Below are 20432 nucleotides of genomic sequence, written 5' to 3'. Positions count from 1 at the left end.
AAGGGGGACAGGGTGGGGTTTTCCCCCGGGTGGCGCGGCGGTCCGCCTCATGGCGCCGCGGCGCGCCGCGCGGCACGCTAACCCATATGACCGAACGCCCCAGCCCTTCACCGGCCACGACCTACCGGGACGACGCCTTCGACGGCCGGCCCGAGCCCCTGCCGCCCGTCCGGTTCGCCTATGACGCGCACACCTGGAAGGAGATCGCGCATCTCCTGCTGAACCTTCCGGTGGCGTTGGTCGGGTTCGTCTATGTGACGACGGTGCTGTTCACCGGCTTCTGGCTGGCCGTGACGGTGGTCGGCTTCCCGTTGCTGGCGGTCGGGCTGATGGGGACGCGGAGGCTGGGGAGGCTGGAGCGGCGGCGGGCCCGGGCGCTGCTCGGGGTGCGGATCGACGAGCCGAGTCCGTTGCCGCTGCGGAGCCGGAACGCGGGCTTCGTCCAGAAGCTGTGGATGAGGGTGAAGGACCCGGTGGGCTGGCGGACGACCCTGTACAACTTCATCCGGCTGCCCTGGGGCATTCTCACCTTCACCGTCACGCTGACGTCGCTGTTCGTGCTGTGGCCGGTGCTGCCGTACCTGGCGCGGGGGCTGACCAACGCCGACCGGGCGATGGTGCGGGGGCTGCTGTCGCCGTCGGACGAGCTGGAACGTCGTATCGCGGAACTGGAATCGGACCGAGGAGTCGTGGTCGATACGGCCGCGGCGGATCTGCGGCGGATCGAGCGGGATCTGCACGACGGGGCGCAGGCCCGGCTGGTCAACCTCGCCATGGGGCTGGGGCTGGCGAAGGAGAAGCTGCTGGAGGACCCGGAGTACGCGCAGGCGATGGTCGCGGAGGCGCACGGCGAGGTGAAGCTGGCGTTGCAGGAGCTGCGGGATCTGGCGCGCGGGATCCATCCGGCGGTGCTGACCGACCGGGGGCTGGACGCGGCGCTGTCGTCGGTGGCGTCGCGGTGCACGGTGCCGGTGAAGGTGACCGCCGACCTGGACTCCCGGCCGGCCGCGGCGATCGAGGGCATCGCCTACTTCACCGTCTCCGAGCTGCTGCAGAACATCAGCAAGCACAGTGGGGCGAGGTCGGCGTCGGTGGAGGTGTGGCGGTCGGGCGACCGGTTGCTGATCCAGGTGTGGGACGACGGCCGGGGTGGCGCCCGGCTCGACGGCGGCACCGGTATGCGGGGGCTCGCGGAGCGGCTGGACGCGGTCGACGGGTTGTTCGTCATCGACTCGCCGGAGGGCGGGCCCACGACGGTGACGGCGGAGCTGCCGTGGCGGGACCGGTCGGCTCAGGACGCGCGGCGGGGGTAGGGAAAACCCCCCTCCCAAGACGCCGATGAACTCCATGGTCCGCTGACCTGCGGTCGAGCAGGGTGGAGATACGACAGGCAACCGGTACGACACCCAGGCACGGGACGCGGGACGAGAGAAGGACGACGTCGATGGCCACGGATTACGGACAGAGCGGACAGAGCTACGGGTTCTTCGAGGAGCCGCGGCGGCGTCGGCTGCCGGCCGGGCTGCGAGCGCCGTTCGAGGGGCGCACCTGGCGCGAGTTCGGATATGTGCTGCTCAGCCTGCCGGTCAGCATCCTGCTGTTCACGTACGGCGTCACGATGGTCGCGCTCGGTGCCGGGCTGCTGGTGACGTTCCTCGGGGTTCCGGTGCTGGCGGCGGGGCTGGCCGGGTGCCGCGGGTTCGGGGCGATGGAGCGGGCGCGGGCCCGCGGGCTACTGGGCCTGGAGGTCGCCGATCCGGAGCCGCTCCGGATGCGGGGGCACGGGTTCCTGGCCTGGATCGGGGCGGTGCTGAAGAGCGGTGCCTCGTGGCGGGCGCTGCTGTACTCGGTGATCCAGTTGCCGTGGTCGGTCTTCTCGTTCGTGGTCGCGGTGAACTTCTGGGCGTACGGGTGGGCGCTGCTGACGTATCCGCTGTGGTTCTGGCTGTTCCCGGCGTACGGCGGGCAGGACGGGCTTCAGCTGTACGGCGACGAGACGCATCACATCTATCTCGACAACCCCTTCGAGATCGGCGTGACGGCGTTGGTGGGGCTGTTGTTCACGCTGGCCACGCCGTGGATCGTGCGGGCGCTGACGCAGGTCGACCGGGTGCTGGTGCACGGGCTGCTGGGGCCCTCGCGGCTGGCGACGCGGGTGGTGGAGCTGGAGTCGGACCGGGGGGTCGTGGTCGACACGGCCGCGGCGGATCTACGGCGGATCGAGCGCGACCTGCACGACGGGGCGCAGGCCCGGCTGGTGGCGCTGGCGATGGATCTGGGGCTGGCGAAGGAGAAGCTGACGGAGGATCCGCAGGCGGCGGCGCGGATGGTGGACGAGGCGCACGGTGAGGTGAAGACGGCGTTGCAGGAGCTGCGGGATCTGGCGCGCGGGATTCATCCGGCGGTGCTGACGGACCGGGGGCTGGATGCGGCGCTGTCGGCGGTGGCGTCGCGGTGCACGGTGCCGGTGCAGGTGGAGGTGGACCTGGTGGAGCGGCCGGCGCCGGCGATCGAGGGGATCGCGTACTTCACGGTGTCGGAGCTGCTGCAGAACATCAGCAAGCACGCGCGGGCGACGTGGGCGGGCGTGGATGTGTGGCGGGTGGAGAACCGGCTGATGTTGCAGGTGGTGGACAACGGGGTGGGCGGGGCGAGTGCCTCCGGCGGGTCGGGGCTGGCGGGGTTGACCGAGCGGCTCGACGCGGTGGACGGGATTCTGGTGGTGGATTCGCCGGTGGGGGGGCCTACGCGGATCACTGCGGAGTTGCCTTGGCGGGGGGAGCGGGGCTGACGGGGGGCGGGGCTGAGAGGGGTCAAGGTCGGTTGGCGTCGGTTGGGTCGGTTGGGCTGGCGGGGCTGGCGGGGCCTTTTCCTCGCCCCCGCCGCCCCTACCCGTCCCATCCTCCAGGGGCTGCTGCCCCTTCGACCCCGCGTCCCTGGGGGCTGCCGCCCCCAGACCCCCGCTTCGGCCCTGAACGGGCCTCGTCCTCAAACGCCGGACAGGCTGAGTGACACGGGCCTGCGAGGAAAAGGCGACGGGCTGGGTGGCGGGGGCCGGCGAAGAAGAGGCTACGGGCTGGATGGCGGGGCGGCGAAGAAGAGGCGGCGGGCTGGATGGCGGGGGCCGGCGAAGAAAAGGCGACAGGCTGGTGACGCGGGCCGGTGAAGAAGAGGCGGACGTCAGGCTCTGGCGGACGGCGGGGTTGTGGATGCGGCCACTTTCAGGACCGTCTTTCCTCTGTTGCGGCCCTCCCCCAGGAGGCGGTGGGCCTCCGCCGCGTCGGTCAGGTCGAGTTCCTCCGTGATGTCCAGCCGTACCGCTCCCGCGGCCACCAGGTTCAGCGCGTTCAGGGCATGGGTGCGCAGGGTTTCGGGGGCGCGGCGGGCCAGGTCGCCGATGTTGTAGCCGGTCAGGGTGCGGTTGTTCTTCCAGAGCGGGAGGACCGGGAGGTGCAGGTCGGGGTGGCGGGCCGCCTCCCCGTAGACCGCGACCCGGCCGAAGGGGGCCAGCACGTCGAGGCTCGCCAGGCGGGTCGGCCCGCCCACCGGGTCCAGTGCGACGTCGACACCGCGGCCCGAGGTCGCCGCCGTCACCGCCGCCGGGAAGCCGTCCCGGACGAAGACCTCGTCGTAGCCGAAGGCGGCGCGGGCGTACGCGGCCTTTTCCGACGTGCTCACCGTGCCGTACACCGCCCGCGCCCCCAGCGCCCGGGCCAGCTGTGCCGCCACGCCTCCGACACCGCCCGCGGCGGCGTGGATCAGGACCGTGTCGCCGGGCGCGAGGCGGGCCGCCCCGGCCAGGACGCCGTACGCCGTGGTCAGGACGAGCGCGGCGGCGCCGCCGGTGCGCAGGTCCAGGGCGTCGGGGAGCGGGAAGGCGAAGGCGGCCGGGACGACGACGTACTCGGCGTAGCCACCGCCGTCGGGGAGATACGCGGCGACCCGGTCCCCGACGGACACGTCCGCGGCTGCCCTGTCCCCGACCGCCACATCCGCGGCCGCCCTCTGCCCGACCGACACATCCGCGACCGCCCTCTCCCCCGCCGAGCCGTCCGCCGCGGTCCTCGCCCCCGGCGACACCTCCCCGGCCGCCCTCTCCCCCACCGCGGCCACCACCCCCGCCGCCTCCAGCCCCGTCACCGTCTCCCCCTCCGGCTCGCCGAAGTCTCCGAGGCGGTGCTGGATCTCCCCGTAGTTGACCCCGGCGTACGCGACGCGGAGGAGGATCTCGCCGGGGCCCGGGGTGGGGGTGGGGAGGTCGACGAGGTGCAGTACCTCCGGTCCACCGGTCTTGCTGAACGCCATCGCCCGCACAGGGCCTCCCCCTCGTTCGCAGGGCGCCTCGCACCCCGATGTTCGACAACCGCGATAACCGCGATAACCGCAACAACCACGGCGACCGCGGCGACCAGCCGTTACGTAGGCGCGAACCCTCTCCTGACGTGCCCGCATTCCCTGCCGGCGGGTCGCCTCGGCTCTTTTCACATGCCGTTCATCGGGTTCGAATCCCGTCGCTCCGGCACGAGCCGTTGGGAATACTGGAATGCTGGACTTTGCCCCGTCGGGGAGACGGGTGCGGAGTCGGGCTCTGGGGGGCCGAGGATCGTGGAGGACAGGGTGCGGGTGGTCATCGCCGAGGATTCAGTGCTGCTCAGGGAGGGGCTGACCCGGCTGCTGACCGACCGTGGGCATGATGTCGTCGCGGGGGTGGGGGACGGCGAGGCGCTGGTCAAGACCATCACCGAGCTCGATGAGCAGGGGGCGCTGCCGGACGTGGTGGTGGCGGATGTACGGATGCCTCCGACGCACACCGACGAGGGGGTGCGGGCGGCCGTACAGCTGCGCAAGGCCCATCCCCGGCTCGGGGTGCTCGTGCTGTCGCAGTACGTCGAGGAGCGGTACGCGACCGAACTTCTCGCCGGGTCCAGCCGTGGCGTCGGCTATCTGCTCAAGGACCGGGTAGCCGAGGTGCGTGAGTTCGTGGACGCGGTGGTACGGGTCGCCGAGGGCGGTACGGCGCTGGACCCGGAGGTCGTCGCGCAGTTGCTGGGGCGCAGCCGCAAGCAGGACGTGCTCGCGGGACTCACCCCGCGGGAGCGTGAGGTGCTGGGGCTGATGGCCGAGGGGCGGACGAACTCGGCGATCGCCCGGCAGTTGGTGGTGAGCGACGGGGCGGTGGAGAAGCACGTCAGCAACATCTTCCTGAAGCTGGGGCTGTCTCCGAGTGACGGGGATCACCGTCGGGTGCTCGCGGTCCTCACCTATCTGAACTCCTGATGAGCTGACACCGTGTCAGCCGTATGGGTGCGGCGGTCAGCAAGGCCGACACCCGCAGGCAGAACCGAACGGGAGCACTGCGCGTCTTGTAGGGAAGCGCCGGGGGGCGAGTAAATCATGACAAGTCAGGGCGACGGGGCGTCTCAAAATCGTGTCCATCATGCGATTGGCCACAGGAAGGCGACCCTTACGGACGTAGGGTTGATCCAGGGAAGGCCTGCGGGAAGGCCTGTCCCGGACAGCCGCCTCGAGGGAGGTCCAGTTCAGTGACCAGCCAGGTCAGTAGCCCAGCGGAGCAGGCCGACGAAGCCGTCGTGGGAGAGCAGCGCAAAGCAGCAGGAACGAAGGACGTCCGCCGCCTCGACCGGGTGATCATCCGCTTCGCGGGGGACTCGGGCGACGGCATGCAGCTCACCGGCGACCGCTTCACCTCCGAAACGGCCTCCTTCGGCAACGATCTGTCCACTCTCCCCAACTTCCCCGCCGAGATCCGGGCGCCTGCCGGCACGCTGCCGGGAGTCTCGTCCTTCCAGCTGCACTTCGCCGACCACGACATCCTGACCCCGGGTGACGCACCGAACGTCCTGGTCGCGATGAACCCGGCCGCCCTCCGGGCCAACATCGGCGATCTGCCACGCGGCGCCGAGATCATCGTCAACACCGACGAGTTCACCAAACGGGCGATGCAGAAAGTCGGGTACTCCGAGAGTCCCCTGGAGGACGGGTCGCTCGACGGGTACAGCCTCCACCCTGTACCTCTGACGACACTCACGGTGGAGGCACTCAAAGAATTCGACCTGTCCCGCAAAGAGGCCGAGCGCAGCAAGAACATGTTCGCGCTCGGCCTCTTGTCGTGGATGTACCACCGGCCCACCGAGGGCACGGAGCGGTTCCTGGCCTCGAAGTTCGCCAAGAAGCCCGAGATCATGAAGGCGAACCTCGCCGCCTTCCGTGCGGGCTGGAACTTCGGCGAGACGACCGAGGACTTCGCGGTCTCGTACGAGGTCGCCCCAGCGGCCACCGCCTTCCCGGTCGGCACCTACCGCAACATCTCCGGCAACCTGGCCCTGTCCTACGGACTGATCGCCGCGTCCCGCCAGGCGGACCTGCCGCTGTATCTGGGCTCGTACCCGATCACCCCGGCCTCCGACATCCTGCACGAGCTGAGCAAGCACAAGAACTTCGGCGTCCGGACCTTCCAGGCGGAGGACGAGATCGCCGGCATCGGCGCGGCGCTGGGCGCGGCGTTCGGCGGTTACCTGGCGGTGACCACGACCAGTGGTCCGGGGGTGGCGCTGAAGTCCGAGACGATCGGTCTCGCGGTGTCGCTGGAGCTGCCGCTGCTCGTCATCGACATCCAGCGCGGCGGGCCGTCCACCGGTCTGCCGACCAAGACCGAGCAGGCGGACCTGCTCCAGGCGATGTTCGGCCGCAACGGCGAGGCACCGGTCCCGGTCGTCGCCCCGCGCACCCCGGCCGACTGCTTCGACGCGGCGCTGGAAGCCGCCCGGATCGCGCTGACCTACCGCACCCCGGTGTTCCTGCTCTCCGACGGCTACCTGGCCAACGGCAGCGAGCCATGGCGCATCCCGGAACTCGACGAACTCCCGGACCTGACCGTGCAGTTCGCGCAGGGACCGAACCACACCCTCGCCGACGGCACCGAGGTCTTCTGGCCGTACAAGCGCGACCCGCAGACCCTGGCCCGCCCCTGGGCGGTCCCCGGCACACCTGGCCTGGAGCACCGCATCGGCGGCATCGAGAAGCAGGACGGCACGGGCAACATCTCCTACGACCCCGCCAACCACGACTTCATGGTCCGTACCCGGCAGGCCAAGATCGACGGCATCGACGTACCCGATGTCGAGGTCGACGACCCGCACGGAGCGCGGACGCTGGTGCTGGGCTGGGGATCGACGTACGGCCCCATCACCGCCGCCGTCCGCAGACTGCGCGCGGCCGGCGAGTCCATCGCCCAGGCCCACCTGCGGCACCTCAACCCGTTCCCGAAGAACCTCGGCACGGTCCTCGGCCGCTACGACAAGGTGGTGATCCCCGAGATGAACCTCGGGCAGCTCGCCACGCTGATCCGGGCGAAGTACCTGGTCGACGCCCACTCGTACAACCAGGTCAACGGAATGCCGTTCAAGGCCGAACAGCTCGCCACGGCTCTCAAGGAGGCCATCGATGGCTGAGACGTCCACGGAAGGCACGGGCACGATCGAGGCGCTTTCCCTCGTCCCCAAGGCCGAGGGACGCCAGGCGATGAAGGACTTCAAGTCCGACCAGGAGGTGCGCTGGTGCCCCGGCTGCGGGGACTACGCGATCCTCGCCGCCGTCCAGGGCTTCATGCCCGAACTCGGCCTCGCCAAGGAGAACATCGTCTTCGTCTCCGGCATCGGCTGCTCCTCCCGCTTCCCGTACTACATGAACACGTACGGCATGCACTCCATCCACGGCCGCGCCCCCGCCATCGCCACCGGACTGGCCACCTCCAGGCGGGACTTGAGCGTGTGGGTGGTCACCGGCGACGGAGACGCCCTCTCCATCGGCGGCAACCACCTCATCCACGCCCTGCGCCGCAACGTCAACCTCAAGATCCTCCTCTTCAACAACCGGATCTACGGCCTGACCAAGGGCCAGTACTCCCCCACCTCCGAGGTCGGCAAGATCACCAAGTCGACGCCGATGGGCTCCCTCGACGCGCCCTTCAACCCGGTGTCCCTCGCCATCGGCGCGGAGGCCTCCTTCGTCGCCCGCACGGTCGACTCCGACCGCAAGCACCTCACTTCGGTACTGCGGGAGGCCGCTGCCCACCCCGGCACCGCGCTCATCGAGATCTACCAGAACTGCAACATCTTCAACGACGGCGCCTTCGAGGCCCTCAAGGACAAACAGCAGGCCGAGGAGGCGGTGATCCGCCTCGAACACGGGCAGCCGATCCGCTTCGGCGCCGACGGCGCGAAGGGCGTCGTACGGGACCGGCTGACGGGTGATCTGAAGGTGGTGACGGTGACGCCGGAGAACGAGGCCGACGTCCTGGTCCACGACGCCCACGCGGCGTCCCCGACCACGGCCTTCGCCCTCTCCCGGCTGGCCGACCCGGACACCCTGCACCACACCCCGATCGGCGTGCTGCGGTCCGTGGACCGCCCGGTGTACGACACGCAGATGGCGGACCAGCTGGACACGGCGATCGAGCAGAACGGCAAGGGGGATCTGGCGTCGTTGCTGGCGGGTGGGGACACCTGGACGGTTGTCGGCTGACGTCTCTTCCGAGCTTCCGAAGGACGGGGCCTGGGTGCGGATCGCGCGCCCAGGCCCGTTCGTCAGGTCAGGCGTCGGGGATGTCCTGCTTGGCCCTGATCAGTGTCTCGCGGGTGATCACGACGATGCGTTCGTAGTCGGCGCGGGCGGCGTCGGAGGGAAGGTGGGGGTCGAGTTCGGCGGTGGCCTCGGTGCCGATGACGGCGAAGTTGCCGTCGGTCAGTTCGAAGACGTCGGGGCAGGTCTCGCCGGTCACGCTGCCTCGTTGGCGGGGGGTCCAGCCCAATCTTCGGGAGATGAGACGGACTTGGGGTTCGTCGAACACCACGATGGGCTCCTCTGCGGGGGTGCAATGCACGACTCGCCGACGACAAGATCGTCACATAGGCGCACTTGACGCCGGCTACTCATAGATGACCCGCCAAACCTCGCTTTAGACCCACTCGTTAGCGTGATCACATCAGTGGCGAACCCATCACCCGCCACGAACACGATCTGGCGGCGCCGCTCCTCGGACACCGCTCAGGCGCGGTTCTTCGTCTCGTCGTACACCTGCCGCGCCTTCTCCACGTCCCCCATCCGCTTCTCCGTCCACACCGCGAGCCCCCGCACCTGTTCCGCCGCCTCGCGGCCCAGGTCGGTGAGGGAGTAGTCGACCCTCGGGGGGATCACCGGGTGGGCGTCGCGGTGGATCAGGCCGTCGCGTTCCAGGGTCTGGAGGGTCTGTGTCAGCATCTTCTCGCTGACGCCCCGGCCGTAGCCGCTGACCGCGCGGCGCAGCTCGCTGAAGCGGTACGGGCGGTCCATGAGCTCGATGAGGATCAGGACGCCCCAGCGGCTGGTGACGTGTTCCAGGACGAGGCGGTACGGGCACATCGCCTCGACATCCGCCTCAGTAGCACTTACTGCCATGCAAGTACCTTACTTCAAAGTGGGTACTTTCCAGCAGTTAGCGCATCTCCTACGGTTAGTGCATCCGCACCCCACAAGGAGAACGCAGATCATGAGCATCGTCGTCACCGGAGCCAACGGCCACCTGGGCCGCCACGTCATCGAGCAGCTGCTGGAGAAGGTGCCGGCCGACCAGGTCACCGCGGTCGTGCGCAGCGCGGAGAAGGGCGCCGGGTTCGCCGCGCAGGGCGTGCGGATCGCCGTCGCCGACTACAACACCCCGGAGACGTTCGACGACGTCTTCGCCGCCGGCGACAAGGTGCTCCTCATCTCGGGCAGCGAGGTCGGCAACGACCGCCCCGGCCAGCACACCGTCGTGATCAACGCGGCCAAGGCCGCCGGCGTCGCCCTCCTCGCCTACACCAGCGCCCCCGGCACCCTCAGCGCCGCGCTCGCCGACGACCACCGCGCCACCGAGAAGGCGCTCCTCGCCTCCGGCCTGCCCTACGTGCTGCTGCGCAACGGCTGGTACCACGAGAACTACACCGAGAACCTCACCCCCGTCCTGGAGCACAACGCCGTCGTCGCCGCCGCCGGCGAGGGCCGGGTGTCCTCCGCCGCGCGTGCCGACTACGCCGCCGCCGCGGTCGCGGTGCTCACCGGCGAGGGCCACGAGAACCAGACGTACGAGCTCGGTGGCGACACCGCGTGGAGCTTCGCCGAGTACGCGGCCGAGCTCAGCAAGCAGACCGGCAAGGAGATCGCCTACAACGCGGTGCCCGGCGAGGTCCTCGTCGGCATCCTGACCGGTGCCGGGCTGCCCGAGCCGTTCGCCCAGGTCCTCGCCGGCGTGGACGCCTCCATAGCCAAGGGCGAGCTGGTCGTCGACTCGGGCGACCTGTCGCGCCTCGCGGGCCGCCCGACGACCCCGCTGGCCGACGCGATCGCCGTCGCGCTCAAGGGCTGACACCGCCGAAAGGCTCTCACCCCCGCCCGTCATGACCGTATAGCGATACGGGCATGACAGGCGGGGGCGCTCGGCGCTACCTTCTTGCAGGCGACGAACGTGAGAAGGAGGGCCCGTGACCGAGAAGCCGAGCGCCGAGCGGCGCATAGGACTGCTGAACGGCTTCGCGGCGTACGGGATGTGGGGGCTGTTCCCCCTGTACTTCCCGCTGCTCAAGCCCGCCGGGCCGTTCGAGGTGCTGGCCCACCGGATGGTGTGGTCGCTGCTCGTCGTGGCCCTGGCCCTGCTCGTCCTGCGCCGCTGGCGGTGGGCCGGCGAGCTGCTGCGCCAGCCGCGCCGCCTCGCGCTGATCGCGGTCGCCGCGGCCGTCATCGCCGTCAACTGGGGCGTCTACATCTGGGCCGTGAACAACGACCGGGTCGTCGAGGCCTCCCTCGGCTACTTCATCAACCCGCTGGTCACCATCGCGATGGGCGTGCTGCTCCTCAAGGAGCGGCTGCGGCCCGTGCAGTGGGCGGCGGTCGGGGTCGGGGCCGCCGCGGTGGTCGTGCTGACCGTGGGATACGGGCGGCCGCCGTGGATCTCGCTGATCCTCGCCTTCTCCTTCGCCACCTACGGCCTGGTGAAGAAGAAGGTCAACCTCAGTGGCCTGGAGTCGCTGGCCGCCGAGACCGCGCTGCAGTTCCTGCCCGCGACCGGCTATCTGATCTGGCTGGCCTCGCACGGCGACGCCACCGTCCTCACCGAGGGCCCTGGCCACGCCGCGATGCTCGCCGGGACCGGCCTGGTCACCGCGCTCCCCCTCATCTGCTTCGGCGCCGCCGCGATCCGCGTGCCGCTGTCCACGCTCGGTCTGCTCCAGTACCTGGCGCCGGTCTTCCAGTTCCTGCTCGGCATCCTCTACTTCGGCGAGGCCATGCCGCCCGAGCGCTGGGCGGGCTTCGCGCTGGTCTGGCTGGCACTGTCGCTGCTGACCTGGGACGCCCTGCGCTCGGCCCGCAGGCTGAGGGCGGAGGTCAGCAGGCCCGCCGCCACCCTCGCGACCGGCACCACGAGCGCCGCGCGGAAGGCCGAGAGCGTCGCACAGAAGGCCGAGAGCGTCGCCGCCGGACCCGAGCCGGTCGACGCCAAGCCGTAGCCGCCGGTCACCGCCCGAGTAGGCGCCCACGAAGAGCAGCATCCCGAGCTCGGCCCGCACGACCGAGGCCCTTTAGGACAGTTCCAGGCCTACCGCGGCGCTATAAGTGATCCCATGTCGCAGACAACACCCCCACCCGCGCCCGACCCCACCCCCGTGCACTGGAAGCTGGTCATCGACTGCGCGAACCCGCAGTCCCAGGCCGACTTCTGGGCCGCCGCGCTGCACTACGAGATCGAGGACAACGACGCCCTGATCCAGCGGCTCCTGGAACTCGGCGCGCTGCCGCGCGAGGCCACCGTCGAGTTCCACGCCCGGCTCGCCTTCCGCGACCTGGTGGCCGTACGGCATCCCGCGGACCCGTACGACAAGGACAGCGGCACCGGGCTCGGGCGGCGGCTGCTGTTCCAGCGGGTGCCGGAGGAGAAGACCGTGAAGAACCGGCTCCACCTCGACCTCCACCCCGGTGACGGGCTGCGCGAGGCCGAGGTCGGGCGGCTGACCGGGCTCGGCGCGCGGGTGCTGCGGGAGGTGAAGGAGCCCTCGGGAGCGTGGGTGGTGATGGCGGACCCGGAGGGGAACGAGTTCTGCGTGCAGTGACCGGCCACGGGGATGCCGCCCGGTATACGAACATCCCTGTCCTGATACCGCTCTTGACGGAGAGTCAGCCACAGCTTCACCATCCAGGCACCCCAATCACTGTGGAATCCCTGTGATTCCCAAGGAATTCGGAGCCCCCCACATGAAGCTCTCGGTTCCCGGACGCGCCACGGCCACCGCCGTCACCGCGGCCGCGACTCTCCTGATCGGCGGATCCATAGCCGGGGCGGCCCCCGCCCCGCACCCCGCGGTGGCCGCCGCCCCGGACATCCCCCTCGCCAACGTCAAGGCGCACCTGACCCAGCTCCAGTCCATCGCCACCGCCAACGGCGGCAACCGCGCCCACGGCCGCGCCGGCTACAAGGCCTCGCTCGACTATGTGAAGGCGAAGCTCGACGCGGCCGGATTCACCACCACCATCCAGCAGTTCACTTCCTCCGGCCGCACCGGCTACAACCTCATCGCGGACTGGCCGGGCGGCGACACCAACCGGGTCGTCATGTCCGGCTCGCACCTCGACAGCGTCACCGCCGGACCCGGCATCAACGACAACGGCTCCGGCTCCGCGGCCGTCCTGGAGACCGCGCTGGCCGTCTCCCGCGCGGGCTACCAGCCCACCAAGCATCTGAGATTCGCCTGGTGGGGCGCGGAGGAGCTGGGCCTGGTCGGCTCCCGCTACTACGTCAACAACCTCTCGTCGACGAACAGAGCGAAGATCAGCGGCTACTTGAACTTCGACATGATCGGCTCCCCCAACCCCGGCTACTTCGTCTACGACGACGACCCCGCGATCGAGAAGACGTTCAAGGACTACTACGCCGGCCTCGGCGTCGCGACGGAGATCGAGACCGAGGGCGACGGCCGCTCCGACCACGCCCCGTTCAAGAACGCCGGGGTGCCGGTCGGCGGGCTGTTCAGCGGCGCCGACTACACCAAGACGGCGGCGCAGGCGGCCAAGTGGGGCGGTACGTCGGGACAGGCCTTCGACCGCTGCTACCACTCGTCCTGCGACACCACGTCCAACATCAACGACACGGCGCTGAACCGGAACAGCGACGCGATCGCGTACGCGGTGTGGGCGCTGTCCTCGTAGCTGTCCTTGTAACCCGCGCTGCCCTTGTGACCCGCTTGGCTACTGGCTGAGCTTGCGGGCGCGGTCGGCGAGGCGGTTCATACGGGCGTGGGCGGACTCCAGCTGCTCGATGTCCTCGGCCGCCGGACCGTCCTCGCGTGTCAGCTCGGTCCACAGTCCGATCAGGTCCACGCCCATGCGCAGGCCCAGCTCCGGGTCGCGTACGGCACGCCAGGCGGTCGCCGCGCTCTGGACGTTGCCGTACGCGGCCTCCGCGTCCCGGGCGCGGCGACGGGTCCTCGCCAGGTCGAGGGAGAGCCCGAAGGCGCGCACCGGCTCACCGGCCAAGTAGGCGATGTACGCGGTGAGTTCGAGCAGCCGCAGCACCTCGGGGTGCTCCGCGCCGAGCGTCCCGGTGGCCTGTGCCACGGTCTGCTCGGACAGCCGCGCGGCCTCCTCCGTCCGGCCCTCCTTGACGGCCTCGTTGATCCGGGCCATCGGCTCGGCGAGCATCGCGGTGCCGCCACCGTCGTAGGCGGTCGCCGGGTCGTCCCCGAGCACCGCCTCAGCGACGGCGTCGAAGCCGCGCGGCGGGGTGGGCTTGGGGTCGGGGTCGTCGAGACGGGCGGACGCGCCGAGGTCGAGGACGGGCTTCGGCGCGGAGGGCGCAGAAGGCACGGAGGGCGTGGAGGGCACGGAGGGCGTGGACGGCACGGAGGGCGTGGACGGCACGGAGGGCACGGAGGGCACGGAGGGCGTGGAGGCCGGCTGGGGTTCGGCGTCCGCCGGGGATGCGTCCGTCCGTGGCGCGTCCATCACCGGCGGGGGGCCGAACTGCCCCGTCGGGGGCGCGACGGTGCCGGGCGCCGCCTTCTCCACCCACTCGGGTACGGCCCGCAGCCGGAACGTCGGCGCGGCGTCGCGGGGCGCCTGCCCTTCGCTCTCCGCCTCGCGGAACGTCGGCGCGGCGTCGCGCGGCGCCTGCCCCTCGCTCTCCGCCTCCGTGTCCGCGTCCGTCGCGGCCTCCTCCGGGAGGGATCGCAGGAGGAACGTCGCAGGTTCGGCGGGGGCGCGAAGGAGGTGGGTGGGCTTGTCGCGCTGGGGCTGGTCGTCGGCCATGGGTGAGGCGGGCCCCGGTGGTGTGACCGGCGCCGCGGGCACCGGGGCCAACTCCTCCTGCCCCGCGGCGGTCGGCCACGCCGTCTGTCCCACCCCGGCCGGCGGAGCCGTGAGCCGCGGCTCCGCCGTGAACCGGCTGGAACCGTCCCGCTCGATCAGCAGGGCGACGACATAGCCGATGCGCTCGTCGCGGACCGTCGCATGGACGGGATGGCCGGTGGCGAGGGCGATGCGGTGCAGGTGGTTCAGGACGGTCTGCTGGATCTCCTCGCCCGCGACCGCGCCGACCGGCACCCCGCCGACCGTGGCACCTCCGGGTCCGACCAGCACGTCGAACGGCGCCGCCGCGAGCACGGCACCCTGCTGTTCCCGCTTCTCACGGCCAAGTCGCGACATCGTTCCCTCACTCGGTGCGTCGGGGAGTGGGCGGACGGCGTGTTCGCGTTCCATGGTGCTCCCTCCGGCCGTCGGCCTTCCGCTCCCCGGCGTCAAGAGCCGGTCGTACACGTACTGTTGAGTAGTCTCTCCGCTCGCTCCCGGTACTCACGTCACCGTGGCGTCACAGACTCGTCCCAGGCGGGCCGGGAGAAACCTCGGGAAGGAGACCGTACGTGCAGCAGGGACCGGAGATCTGGATCCGCGGGCCGGTGACCGTGCCGCAGGACCCACCGCCGGAGCCCTCCCCCACCACCACGGCACGGCGTTTCTCCTGGGTCGGCACCCACGGCGGGGCCGGCACCTCCACTCTCTCATTCGTCTACGGCGGCCACGACTGCGGCCGGGACTGGCCCGGCCCCGCCGATCCCTCGTCGGTGCTGCTCGTGGCCCGCACCCACGCGTCCGGGCTGGCCGCCGTGCTGGGCGCCCTGGAGGTCTTCCGGCGCGGCGCGGCTCCCCAGGGGCTCGACCTCGACGCGGTGGTGCTGGTCGCGGACGCGCCGGGGCGGCTTCCGAAACCGCTCGCCCAGCACGTGAAGGTCATCGAGTCGGTGATCGACGTGTACCGGGTGCCGTGGGTCCCGGCCTGGCGGCTCGGCGACCTGTCCGGGCATCCGCCGCGCGAGACGGCGTCGTTGGCCCGGCTGACGGGCGCCGCCGGGCGGGTGCGCTGAGGAGCCCCTTGGACAATTGCTTGCGTGTGCATATGATGCAGGTGCAGGTAATCGTCGTACGCCACTACCGCCTGGAGTCCTCATGACCCGCAGCTTCCTGTTCCTCCTGGCCAGCAGCCGCAGCGACGGCAACACCGAGCTGCTGGCCCGGCGGGCCGCCGAGCAGCTGCCCGCGGACGTCGAGCAGCGCTGGATCGACCTCGCGAGGCATCCGCTGCCCGACTTCGAGGACCTGCGGCACGACAGCGACCATGTGCGGCCGACGGACGGGGCCACGGGGCTGCTCTTCGACGCCACCCTCGCCGCGACGGACATCGTGATCGCGTCGCCGCTGTACTGGTACTCGGTCTCCGGCCAGGCCAAGCGCTACCTCGACTACTGGTCGGGCTGGCTGCGCACCCCCGGCATCGACTTCAAGGCGACGATGGCGGGCCGCACCCTGTGGGGCGTCACCGCGCTCGCCCATGAGGAGTTCGAGGTCGCCGACCCGCTGGTCGGCACCCTCAACAACTCGGCGGCATACATGGGGATGCGGTTCGGCGGGGTGCTGCTCGGCAACGGCAGCAAGCCCGGTGACGTGCTGCGGGACACGGAGGCGCTGGCGCGCGCGAAGACGTTCTTCGCGCAGGAGGCACCCCTCGCACGCTTCCCCTACGAAGAGGCCTGAGCTACGCCGTGATGTCCTTCGTCGTGAACCTCGCCCATGCCGCCGAGCCGAACACCGCCGCGTACAGGGCCTGGAGGCCGAGGTTCTTCTGGAGGTCGTCCCAGTAGACGGGCTCGCGCATGAGGTCGGCGAAGGACAGCCAGTAGTGCGAGAAGAAGTACGGCTGGAGCGCGTGCAGTTGGGGGATCTGGTCGAGGATCTGGACCGTGATGAGCAGGCCCACGGTCGTGGCCATCGCCGCGATGCCGCTGCCGGTGAGCGTCGAGACGAACAGGCCGAGGGCCGCGACGCCGGTCAGTGACGCGGCGACGACCAGGGCGATGAGGAAGGCCCGGCCCAGCCCTTCGGCGAAGGTGATCCGCGTACCGGAGATGGTCGTCAGATCGCCCAGCGGGAAGAGCAGGGCGCCCACCGCCAGTGCCGAGACCGCCACGACCAGGGTGGCGACCACGCAGAACGTCATCACCGTCGCGTACTTGGTGAGCAGCAGGCGGGTGCGGCCCGCCGGGGCGACGAGCAGATAGCGCAGGGTGCCGGCGTTGGCCTCGCCCGCGATCGCGTCGCCCGCGATGACGCCGATGGCCATGGGGAGGAAGAAGGGGAGGGTCGCCGCCAACGCCGTGAACACCAGGAAGAGGCCGTTGTTGGTGACCTGGGAGATGAAGGCGGGGCCTTCTCCGCCGCGGCCCTGGCCTACGCCGCCGCCGTCGCTGGTCTCGATCTTGATGGCGATGCCTACGAGGATCGGCACTGCCGCAAGTACGGTCAGGAGAGCCAGGGTGCGCCAGCGGCGGAAGGTGGTGAGTAGTTCGTTGGCGAAGAGAGTGCCTCGTAGGGTTGTTCGGCGGCTGACGGTCTGATGTGGCTGGGCGCGCAGTTCCCCGCGCCCCTTGAGGTCCGTCATCTCAGCCGGCGACATCGAAGCCCTCCCCTGTCAGCGCCACGAATGCGTCCTCCAGGGAAGCCCGTTCCAACCCGAATCCTCTGACTCGCACCCCTGCCTCCACCAACGCGGCGTTGATGTCCGCCAGTTCGCCCTCCGGGGGCTCTGCCGTCACGCGGTCTTCCGTGATGACCACATCCGCCGCTCCCTGCTCCTTCAGCACCCTCGCCGCCTCCCCCGTGTCCGGCGTCGTCACCACCAGGCGGCCCTTGGCCGCCAGGTCGGTCACCGGGCCTTGCGTGATCAGGCGGCCCTGGGCCATCACCGCCGCGTGCGTGCAGACCTGCTCGATCTCGTCGAGGAGGTGGGAGGAGAGGAAGACCGTGGTCCCGTCGGAGGCCAACTCCCTCACCAGGGAACGGATTTCGCGCATGCCCTGGGGGTCGAGGCCGTTGGTGGGCTCGTCCAGGACCAGGAGTCTGCGGGGCTGGAGGAGGGCTGATGCCAGGCCCAGGCGCTGTTTCATGCCCAGCGAGTACGCCTTCGCCTTCTTGCCGGCCGCCGCCGACAGGCCCACCCGGTCCAGGGCCGAGGCGACGCGGGCGCACCGGGTGCGGGGGTCGGCGGTCGGGTCGGCGGCGTCGTAGCGGATCAGGTTGTCGCGGCCGGAGAGAAAGCCGTAGAGGGCCGGGCCCTCGATCAGCGCGCCCACGTGCGGGAGTACGGCCCGGGTGGCGCGCGGCATGGGCCGGCCCAGGACGCGGGCCGTGCCCGAGGTCGGCTCGATCAGGCCCATCAGCATGCGGATGGTGGTGGTCTTGCCGGAGCCGTTGGGGCCGAGGAAGCCGAAGACGCTGCCCGCCGGGACGGTCAGGTCGAGACCGTCGACGGCGAGCTGCCCGCCGCGGTAGCGCTTGGTGAGCGCGCGGGTGTGGATGACGCTGTCACCCGCGCCCTCGGGATGCGGCTCCGTGGCGGGCGGTTGGTCCATCGGCTCCCTCGATTCGTCCCCGAGCGTGCGTACGGCGGCTACTTCGCCGCGTCCGCCGCCTTCACCAGCGCGTCCTTGGTCACGGCGCCGACGTAGACCTTGCCGTCGTCCGTGATCAGGGCGTTGACCAGCCGCGTCTTGAAGACGGTGCCCTCGCCGAACTTGCCGCTCGCCTTGTCGCCGAGCGAGTCGAGGAAGCCGCCGAAGTCGCCGCCGACCTCGGAGCCGGACGGGATGCCCTGGCCGCCGGTGTCGAAGGTGGCGATGGAGTCCCAGCCGTCCCCGATGACGTTCAGCCCGTCGAGGCCGCTGAGCCCCTCCGCCCCGCGCTTGCCCTGCGGGGCGGCGGTGCTGTCGCTGTCCTCCTCCGTGACCTTCGCGCCCTTCGGCGGGGTGAAGTCGAAGGTGGACGCGGCCGGCTTGGCGAAGCTGACCTGGGTGAAACCGGCGTCGACGACGGCCGCGCCGCCGCTCGACGGGGTCAGCGTGAACTTCAGCGGCATCCCGGTCTTGGCGTCCACGGCGACGGTGATCTGACCGATCGTGGACCCGTCGTCCTTGGGCTTGATGACGAGCCGGTACGCGTCCCGGCCGGCCACCTGCGCGGTGCCGTCGACCGTCACGGACGTGGTGTCGTCGACCGCCTTGAGGGCGTCGTCGGCGAGGTCCTTGGGCGTGGCCGGCGCTTCCTCGTCGTGCTTCGCGCTCTCGTCGGCGGTGCCGTGGAAGACCTCGTTGGACTTGCTGTCGTAGCCCCAGACGTCCTTGCCGTTGTGGATGAGGCTGTACTCGGCCGCGTCCTCCAGGACCGAGACCTTCTGCTTGTCGGGGCCGTCGGAGGCGACGCGCAGGGTGTGGGTGCCGGTGGCGAGTTCGGTCAGCTTGGTGGAGGGGTCGGCGGACGACCCGTCACCGCCGGAGCGCGAACCGCCGCCCGTGAAGGCGTCGCCCAGGCCGCCGAAGTCGGGCAGCCCCAGATCCGTGGTGATCTTCACGGTGCCGGACAGCTGCTGTACGTCCGACGCGGCGATCTTCTCGACGAGTTCCTGGGCGCTGATCTTCGGCAGGTCGGGGTCGCCGGAGTCGGCGAGTGCCGGGACGAGCCCGATGGTCGCCGCGGCCACCCCCACGACCGCGACCGGGACGACGTACCGCGCGGCCTTGCGGCGCCCGGCGCGCAGGTCGTCGGCCTCCTCCGCGAGCGTGTTGTCGTCGGATTCGTACGGTGCCATGTGTGCCTTACCTCCGTCGTCGGCGGCGGCGTCCTTCGAAGCCCTCCCGTGTGGGAGGTGCCCCCTCGTCCATCCCGTAGCCGCCATTCTCACCCGAATCGGTGAGGATTGGTGTTTTCCCGTGGTTCCCATCTGACCAAATCGGCGCGGTCCGGGCGTCAGCCCGCGGGCTCAACTCCGCGTACACCTGGGGTATGACACACGGAGGCGGCGCCTCCCCCGACCCGTAGGGGTAGGCGCCGCCTGATGATCGTGGATCAGTCGCGCAGGAACACGTAGTCCGCGTGGTACGGCACCCCGATGATCTCCCCCGGCGTGCAGGTGCCGGCCGGGGCTACGCCGCCGACGGTGTTGAGCCGCAGGATCTCGGTCGTACGGGCCAGCAGGCCGTGGTGCTTGCCGGACTGAGTGGCCTTCAGGTCCAGCTCCGCGATGTTGCCGTCGCCGTTCGGGGTCCGGGACAGGACGGCGCCGGTGACCGCGCTGCCGTCGGGCGCGACCCACTGCGGCGTACCGGAGTTGGGGGCCACGAACGAGTGTGCGATACGGCCGCCGAGCACGGCGCTGACGTCCCGTTGGGCGAACGCGTAGCCGCCGCCGGTGGCCGCCTTGCACTCGTAGATCTGCTCGCCCTTCACCACGGACGCCTGGAAGTTCTTCAGCGCGCCGCGGAAGTCGAACCCGGCGACGGTGACCTTGTGGAGCTGGCCGCGGACGGCACCGCCGGGGAACTGCTTGGTGTGCAGGTTGGCGTAGAACGACCCCGGGTCGGACTTCAGCGCGTCGAGCAGCGCCGCGTCCGTCACCTTCACGGTGCCGGTGACACTGTGCCGCCCGGCCTTGCCGAGCAGCTTCGTGAAGTCGACCTTGACGCCACCGTTGGTCCCCTTGGCGCCCTGGTGGATGTGCAGGGCGGTGGGCCGGTCGAGCCCCCGCCACTTCACGGCGACGGAGACCTGGTCCCCGTCCACCTTGACGAACTCCAGCGCGGCCCCGTCCGCGTCCCCCGCGGGCACCTCGTTGGCACCGCGCAGGCTGGTGGCGAGGACGGTGGCGGTTTCGGTGGTGTTCCCGCCGGTGGCGAAGGCCGAGCCGGGAACACCGGCAACGGCCAGGGCAACAGCACTGACGATCAGCGTCTTACGCATGAACTCGTCTCCCCGTTGAGAAGAGCCGGCACCCCCTGCGCCGGCTTCCGAGGAGACATACGGGACGG

The 20432-nt window shown here is 70.7% G+C and carries 19 protein-coding genes; 11 read left to right on the top strand and 8 right to left on the bottom strand.

From position 1 onward, the window contains the following. Window positions 1–86 precede the first annotated feature (86 nt). Both EJC51_RS28775 and EJC51_RS28770 read left to right on the top strand, forming a co-directional pair. Window positions 87–1313 (top strand): sensor histidine kinase, encoded by a 1227-nt coding sequence (locus tag EJC51_RS28775; RefSeq protein ID WP_126273748.1) that lies wholly within the window; start codon window positions 87–89, stop codon window positions 1311–1313. Window positions 1314–1444: 131 nt separating this feature from the next. Next, window positions 1445–2791, top strand: coding sequence for a sensor histidine kinase (locus EJC51_RS28770; RefSeq protein ID WP_126273747.1), 1347 nt, complete (start codon window positions 1445–1447; stop codon window positions 2789–2791). 389 nt (window positions 2792–3180) lie between these two features. On the opposite strand, the gene EJC51_RS28765 is transcribed toward EJC51_RS28770, so the two are convergent. Next, window positions 3181–4305 (bottom strand): quinone oxidoreductase family protein, encoded by a 1125-nt coding sequence (locus EJC51_RS28765; protein ID WP_126273746.1) that lies wholly within the window; start codon window positions 4303–4305, stop codon window positions 3181–3183. A gap of 312 nt (window positions 4306–4617) precedes the next feature. Between EJC51_RS28765 and EJC51_RS28760 the strand changes: the two genes are divergently transcribed. The 3 genes from EJC51_RS28760 (at window position 4618) to EJC51_RS28750 (ending at window position 8544) form a co-directional block, all read left to right on the top strand. After that, complete coding sequence (locus tag EJC51_RS28760; RefSeq protein ID WP_279631443.1) at window positions 4618–5277, top strand: LuxR C-terminal-related transcriptional regulator; 660 nt, start codon at window positions 4618–4620, stop codon at window positions 5275–5277. 266 nt (window positions 5278–5543) lie between these two features. After that, complete coding sequence (locus EJC51_RS28755) at window positions 5544–7472, top strand: 2-oxoacid:acceptor oxidoreductase subunit alpha (RefSeq protein WP_126273744.1); 1929 nt, start codon at window positions 5544–5546, stop codon at window positions 7470–7472. Next, window positions 7465–8544: a 2-oxoacid:ferredoxin oxidoreductase subunit beta gene (locus tag EJC51_RS28750; protein WP_126273743.1), complete on the top strand. Its 1080-nt coding sequence runs from the start codon at window positions 7465–7467 to the stop codon at window positions 8542–8544. Before EJC51_RS28755 ends, EJC51_RS28750 begins: the two co-directional genes overlap by 8 nt. A 67-nt stretch (window positions 8545–8611) precedes the next feature. Here EJC51_RS28750 and EJC51_RS28745 read toward each other — a convergent pair whose 3' ends face one another. Continuing rightward, window positions 8612–8842, bottom strand: a complete 231-nt coding sequence (locus tag EJC51_RS28745; protein WP_399585775.1) for a hypothetical protein — start codon at window positions 8840–8842, stop codon at window positions 8612–8614. A gap of 224 nt (window positions 8843–9066) precedes the next feature. Further along, entirely contained in the window at window positions 9067–9456 is a 390-nt protein-coding gene (locus EJC51_RS28740) for a winged helix-turn-helix transcriptional regulator (protein ID WP_126273742.1), read from the bottom strand. A 91-nt stretch (window positions 9457–9547) separates the two neighbouring features. Here EJC51_RS28740 and EJC51_RS28735 point away from each other — a divergent pair, with 91 nt between their 5' ends. From EJC51_RS28735 to EJC51_RS28720, 4 genes are all read left to right on the top strand, one after another. Then, the gene (locus EJC51_RS28735; RefSeq protein ID WP_126273741.1) at window positions 9548–10402 is read left to right on the top strand and encodes an SDR family oxidoreductase; all 855 of its coding nucleotides are present in this window, start codon (window positions 9548–9550) and stop codon (window positions 10400–10402) included. Between the two features lie 115 nt (window positions 10403–10517). Next, window positions 10518–11540, top strand: a complete 1023-nt coding sequence (rarD, locus tag EJC51_RS28730; RefSeq protein ID WP_126273740.1) for an EamA family transporter RarD — start codon at window positions 10518–10520, stop codon at window positions 11538–11540. A 114-nt stretch (window positions 11541–11654) separates the two neighbouring features. Further along, window positions 11655–12140, top strand: coding sequence for a VOC family protein (locus EJC51_RS28725; protein ID WP_126273739.1), 486 nt, complete (start codon window positions 11655–11657; stop codon window positions 12138–12140). A gap of 142 nt (window positions 12141–12282) precedes the next feature. Further along, window positions 12283–13233: a M28 family metallopeptidase gene (locus EJC51_RS28720; RefSeq protein ID WP_126273738.1), complete on the top strand. Its 951-nt coding sequence runs from the start codon at window positions 12283–12285 to the stop codon at window positions 13231–13233. Between the two features lie 39 nt (window positions 13234–13272). Here EJC51_RS28720 and EJC51_RS28715 read toward each other — a convergent pair whose 3' ends face one another. Next, the gene (locus EJC51_RS28715; RefSeq protein ID WP_126273737.1) at window positions 13273–14727 is read right to left on the bottom strand and encodes a tetratricopeptide repeat protein; all 1455 of its coding nucleotides are present in this window, start codon (window positions 14725–14727) and stop codon (window positions 13273–13275) included. 215 nt (window positions 14728–14942) lie between these two features. Between EJC51_RS28715 and EJC51_RS28710 the strand changes: the two genes are divergently transcribed. Further along, window positions 14943–15443: a DUF6668 family protein gene (locus EJC51_RS28710; RefSeq protein WP_126273736.1), complete on the top strand. Its 501-nt coding sequence runs from the start codon at window positions 14943–14945 to the stop codon at window positions 15441–15443. A gap of 82 nt (window positions 15444–15525) precedes the next feature. After that, window positions 15526–16110, top strand: coding sequence for a flavodoxin family protein (locus EJC51_RS28705; protein ID WP_126273735.1), 585 nt, complete (start codon window positions 15526–15528; stop codon window positions 16108–16110). 1 nt (window position 16111) lies between these two features. Here EJC51_RS28705 and EJC51_RS28700 read toward each other — a convergent pair whose 3' ends face one another. The 4 genes from EJC51_RS28700 to EJC51_RS28685 form a co-directional block, all read right to left on the bottom strand. Further along, window positions 16112–17029, bottom strand: coding sequence for an ABC transporter permease (locus EJC51_RS28700; protein WP_126273734.1), 918 nt, complete (start codon window positions 17027–17029; stop codon window positions 16112–16114). Next, window positions 17016–17984 carry an ABC transporter ATP-binding protein gene (locus tag EJC51_RS28695; protein ID WP_126273733.1) on the bottom strand — a complete coding sequence of 323 codons (969 nt, stop codon included), beginning with the start codon at window positions 17982–17984 and terminating at the stop codon, window positions 17016–17018. The genes EJC51_RS28700 and EJC51_RS28695 overlap by 14 nt, the downstream gene beginning before the upstream one ends. 38 nt (window positions 17985–18022) lie before the next feature. Beyond that, window positions 18023–19216 carry a LolA family protein gene (locus EJC51_RS28690; protein WP_126273732.1) on the bottom strand — a complete coding sequence of 398 codons (1194 nt, stop codon included), beginning with the start codon at window positions 19214–19216 and terminating at the stop codon, window positions 18023–18025. Window positions 19217–19473: 257 nt separating this feature from the next. Continuing rightward, window positions 19474–20364 carry a CHRD domain-containing protein gene (locus EJC51_RS28685; protein ID WP_126273731.1) on the bottom strand — a complete coding sequence of 297 codons (891 nt, stop codon included), beginning with the start codon at window positions 20362–20364 and terminating at the stop codon, window positions 19474–19476. Window positions 20365–20432: the final 68 nt, after the last annotated feature.

This window comes from Streptomyces aquilus (assembly GCF_003955715.1).
Lineage (GTDB): Bacteria > Actinomycetota > Actinomycetes > Streptomycetales > Streptomycetaceae > Streptomyces > Streptomyces aquilus.
This window is presented reverse-complemented; position numbering and strand designations above follow the sequence as displayed.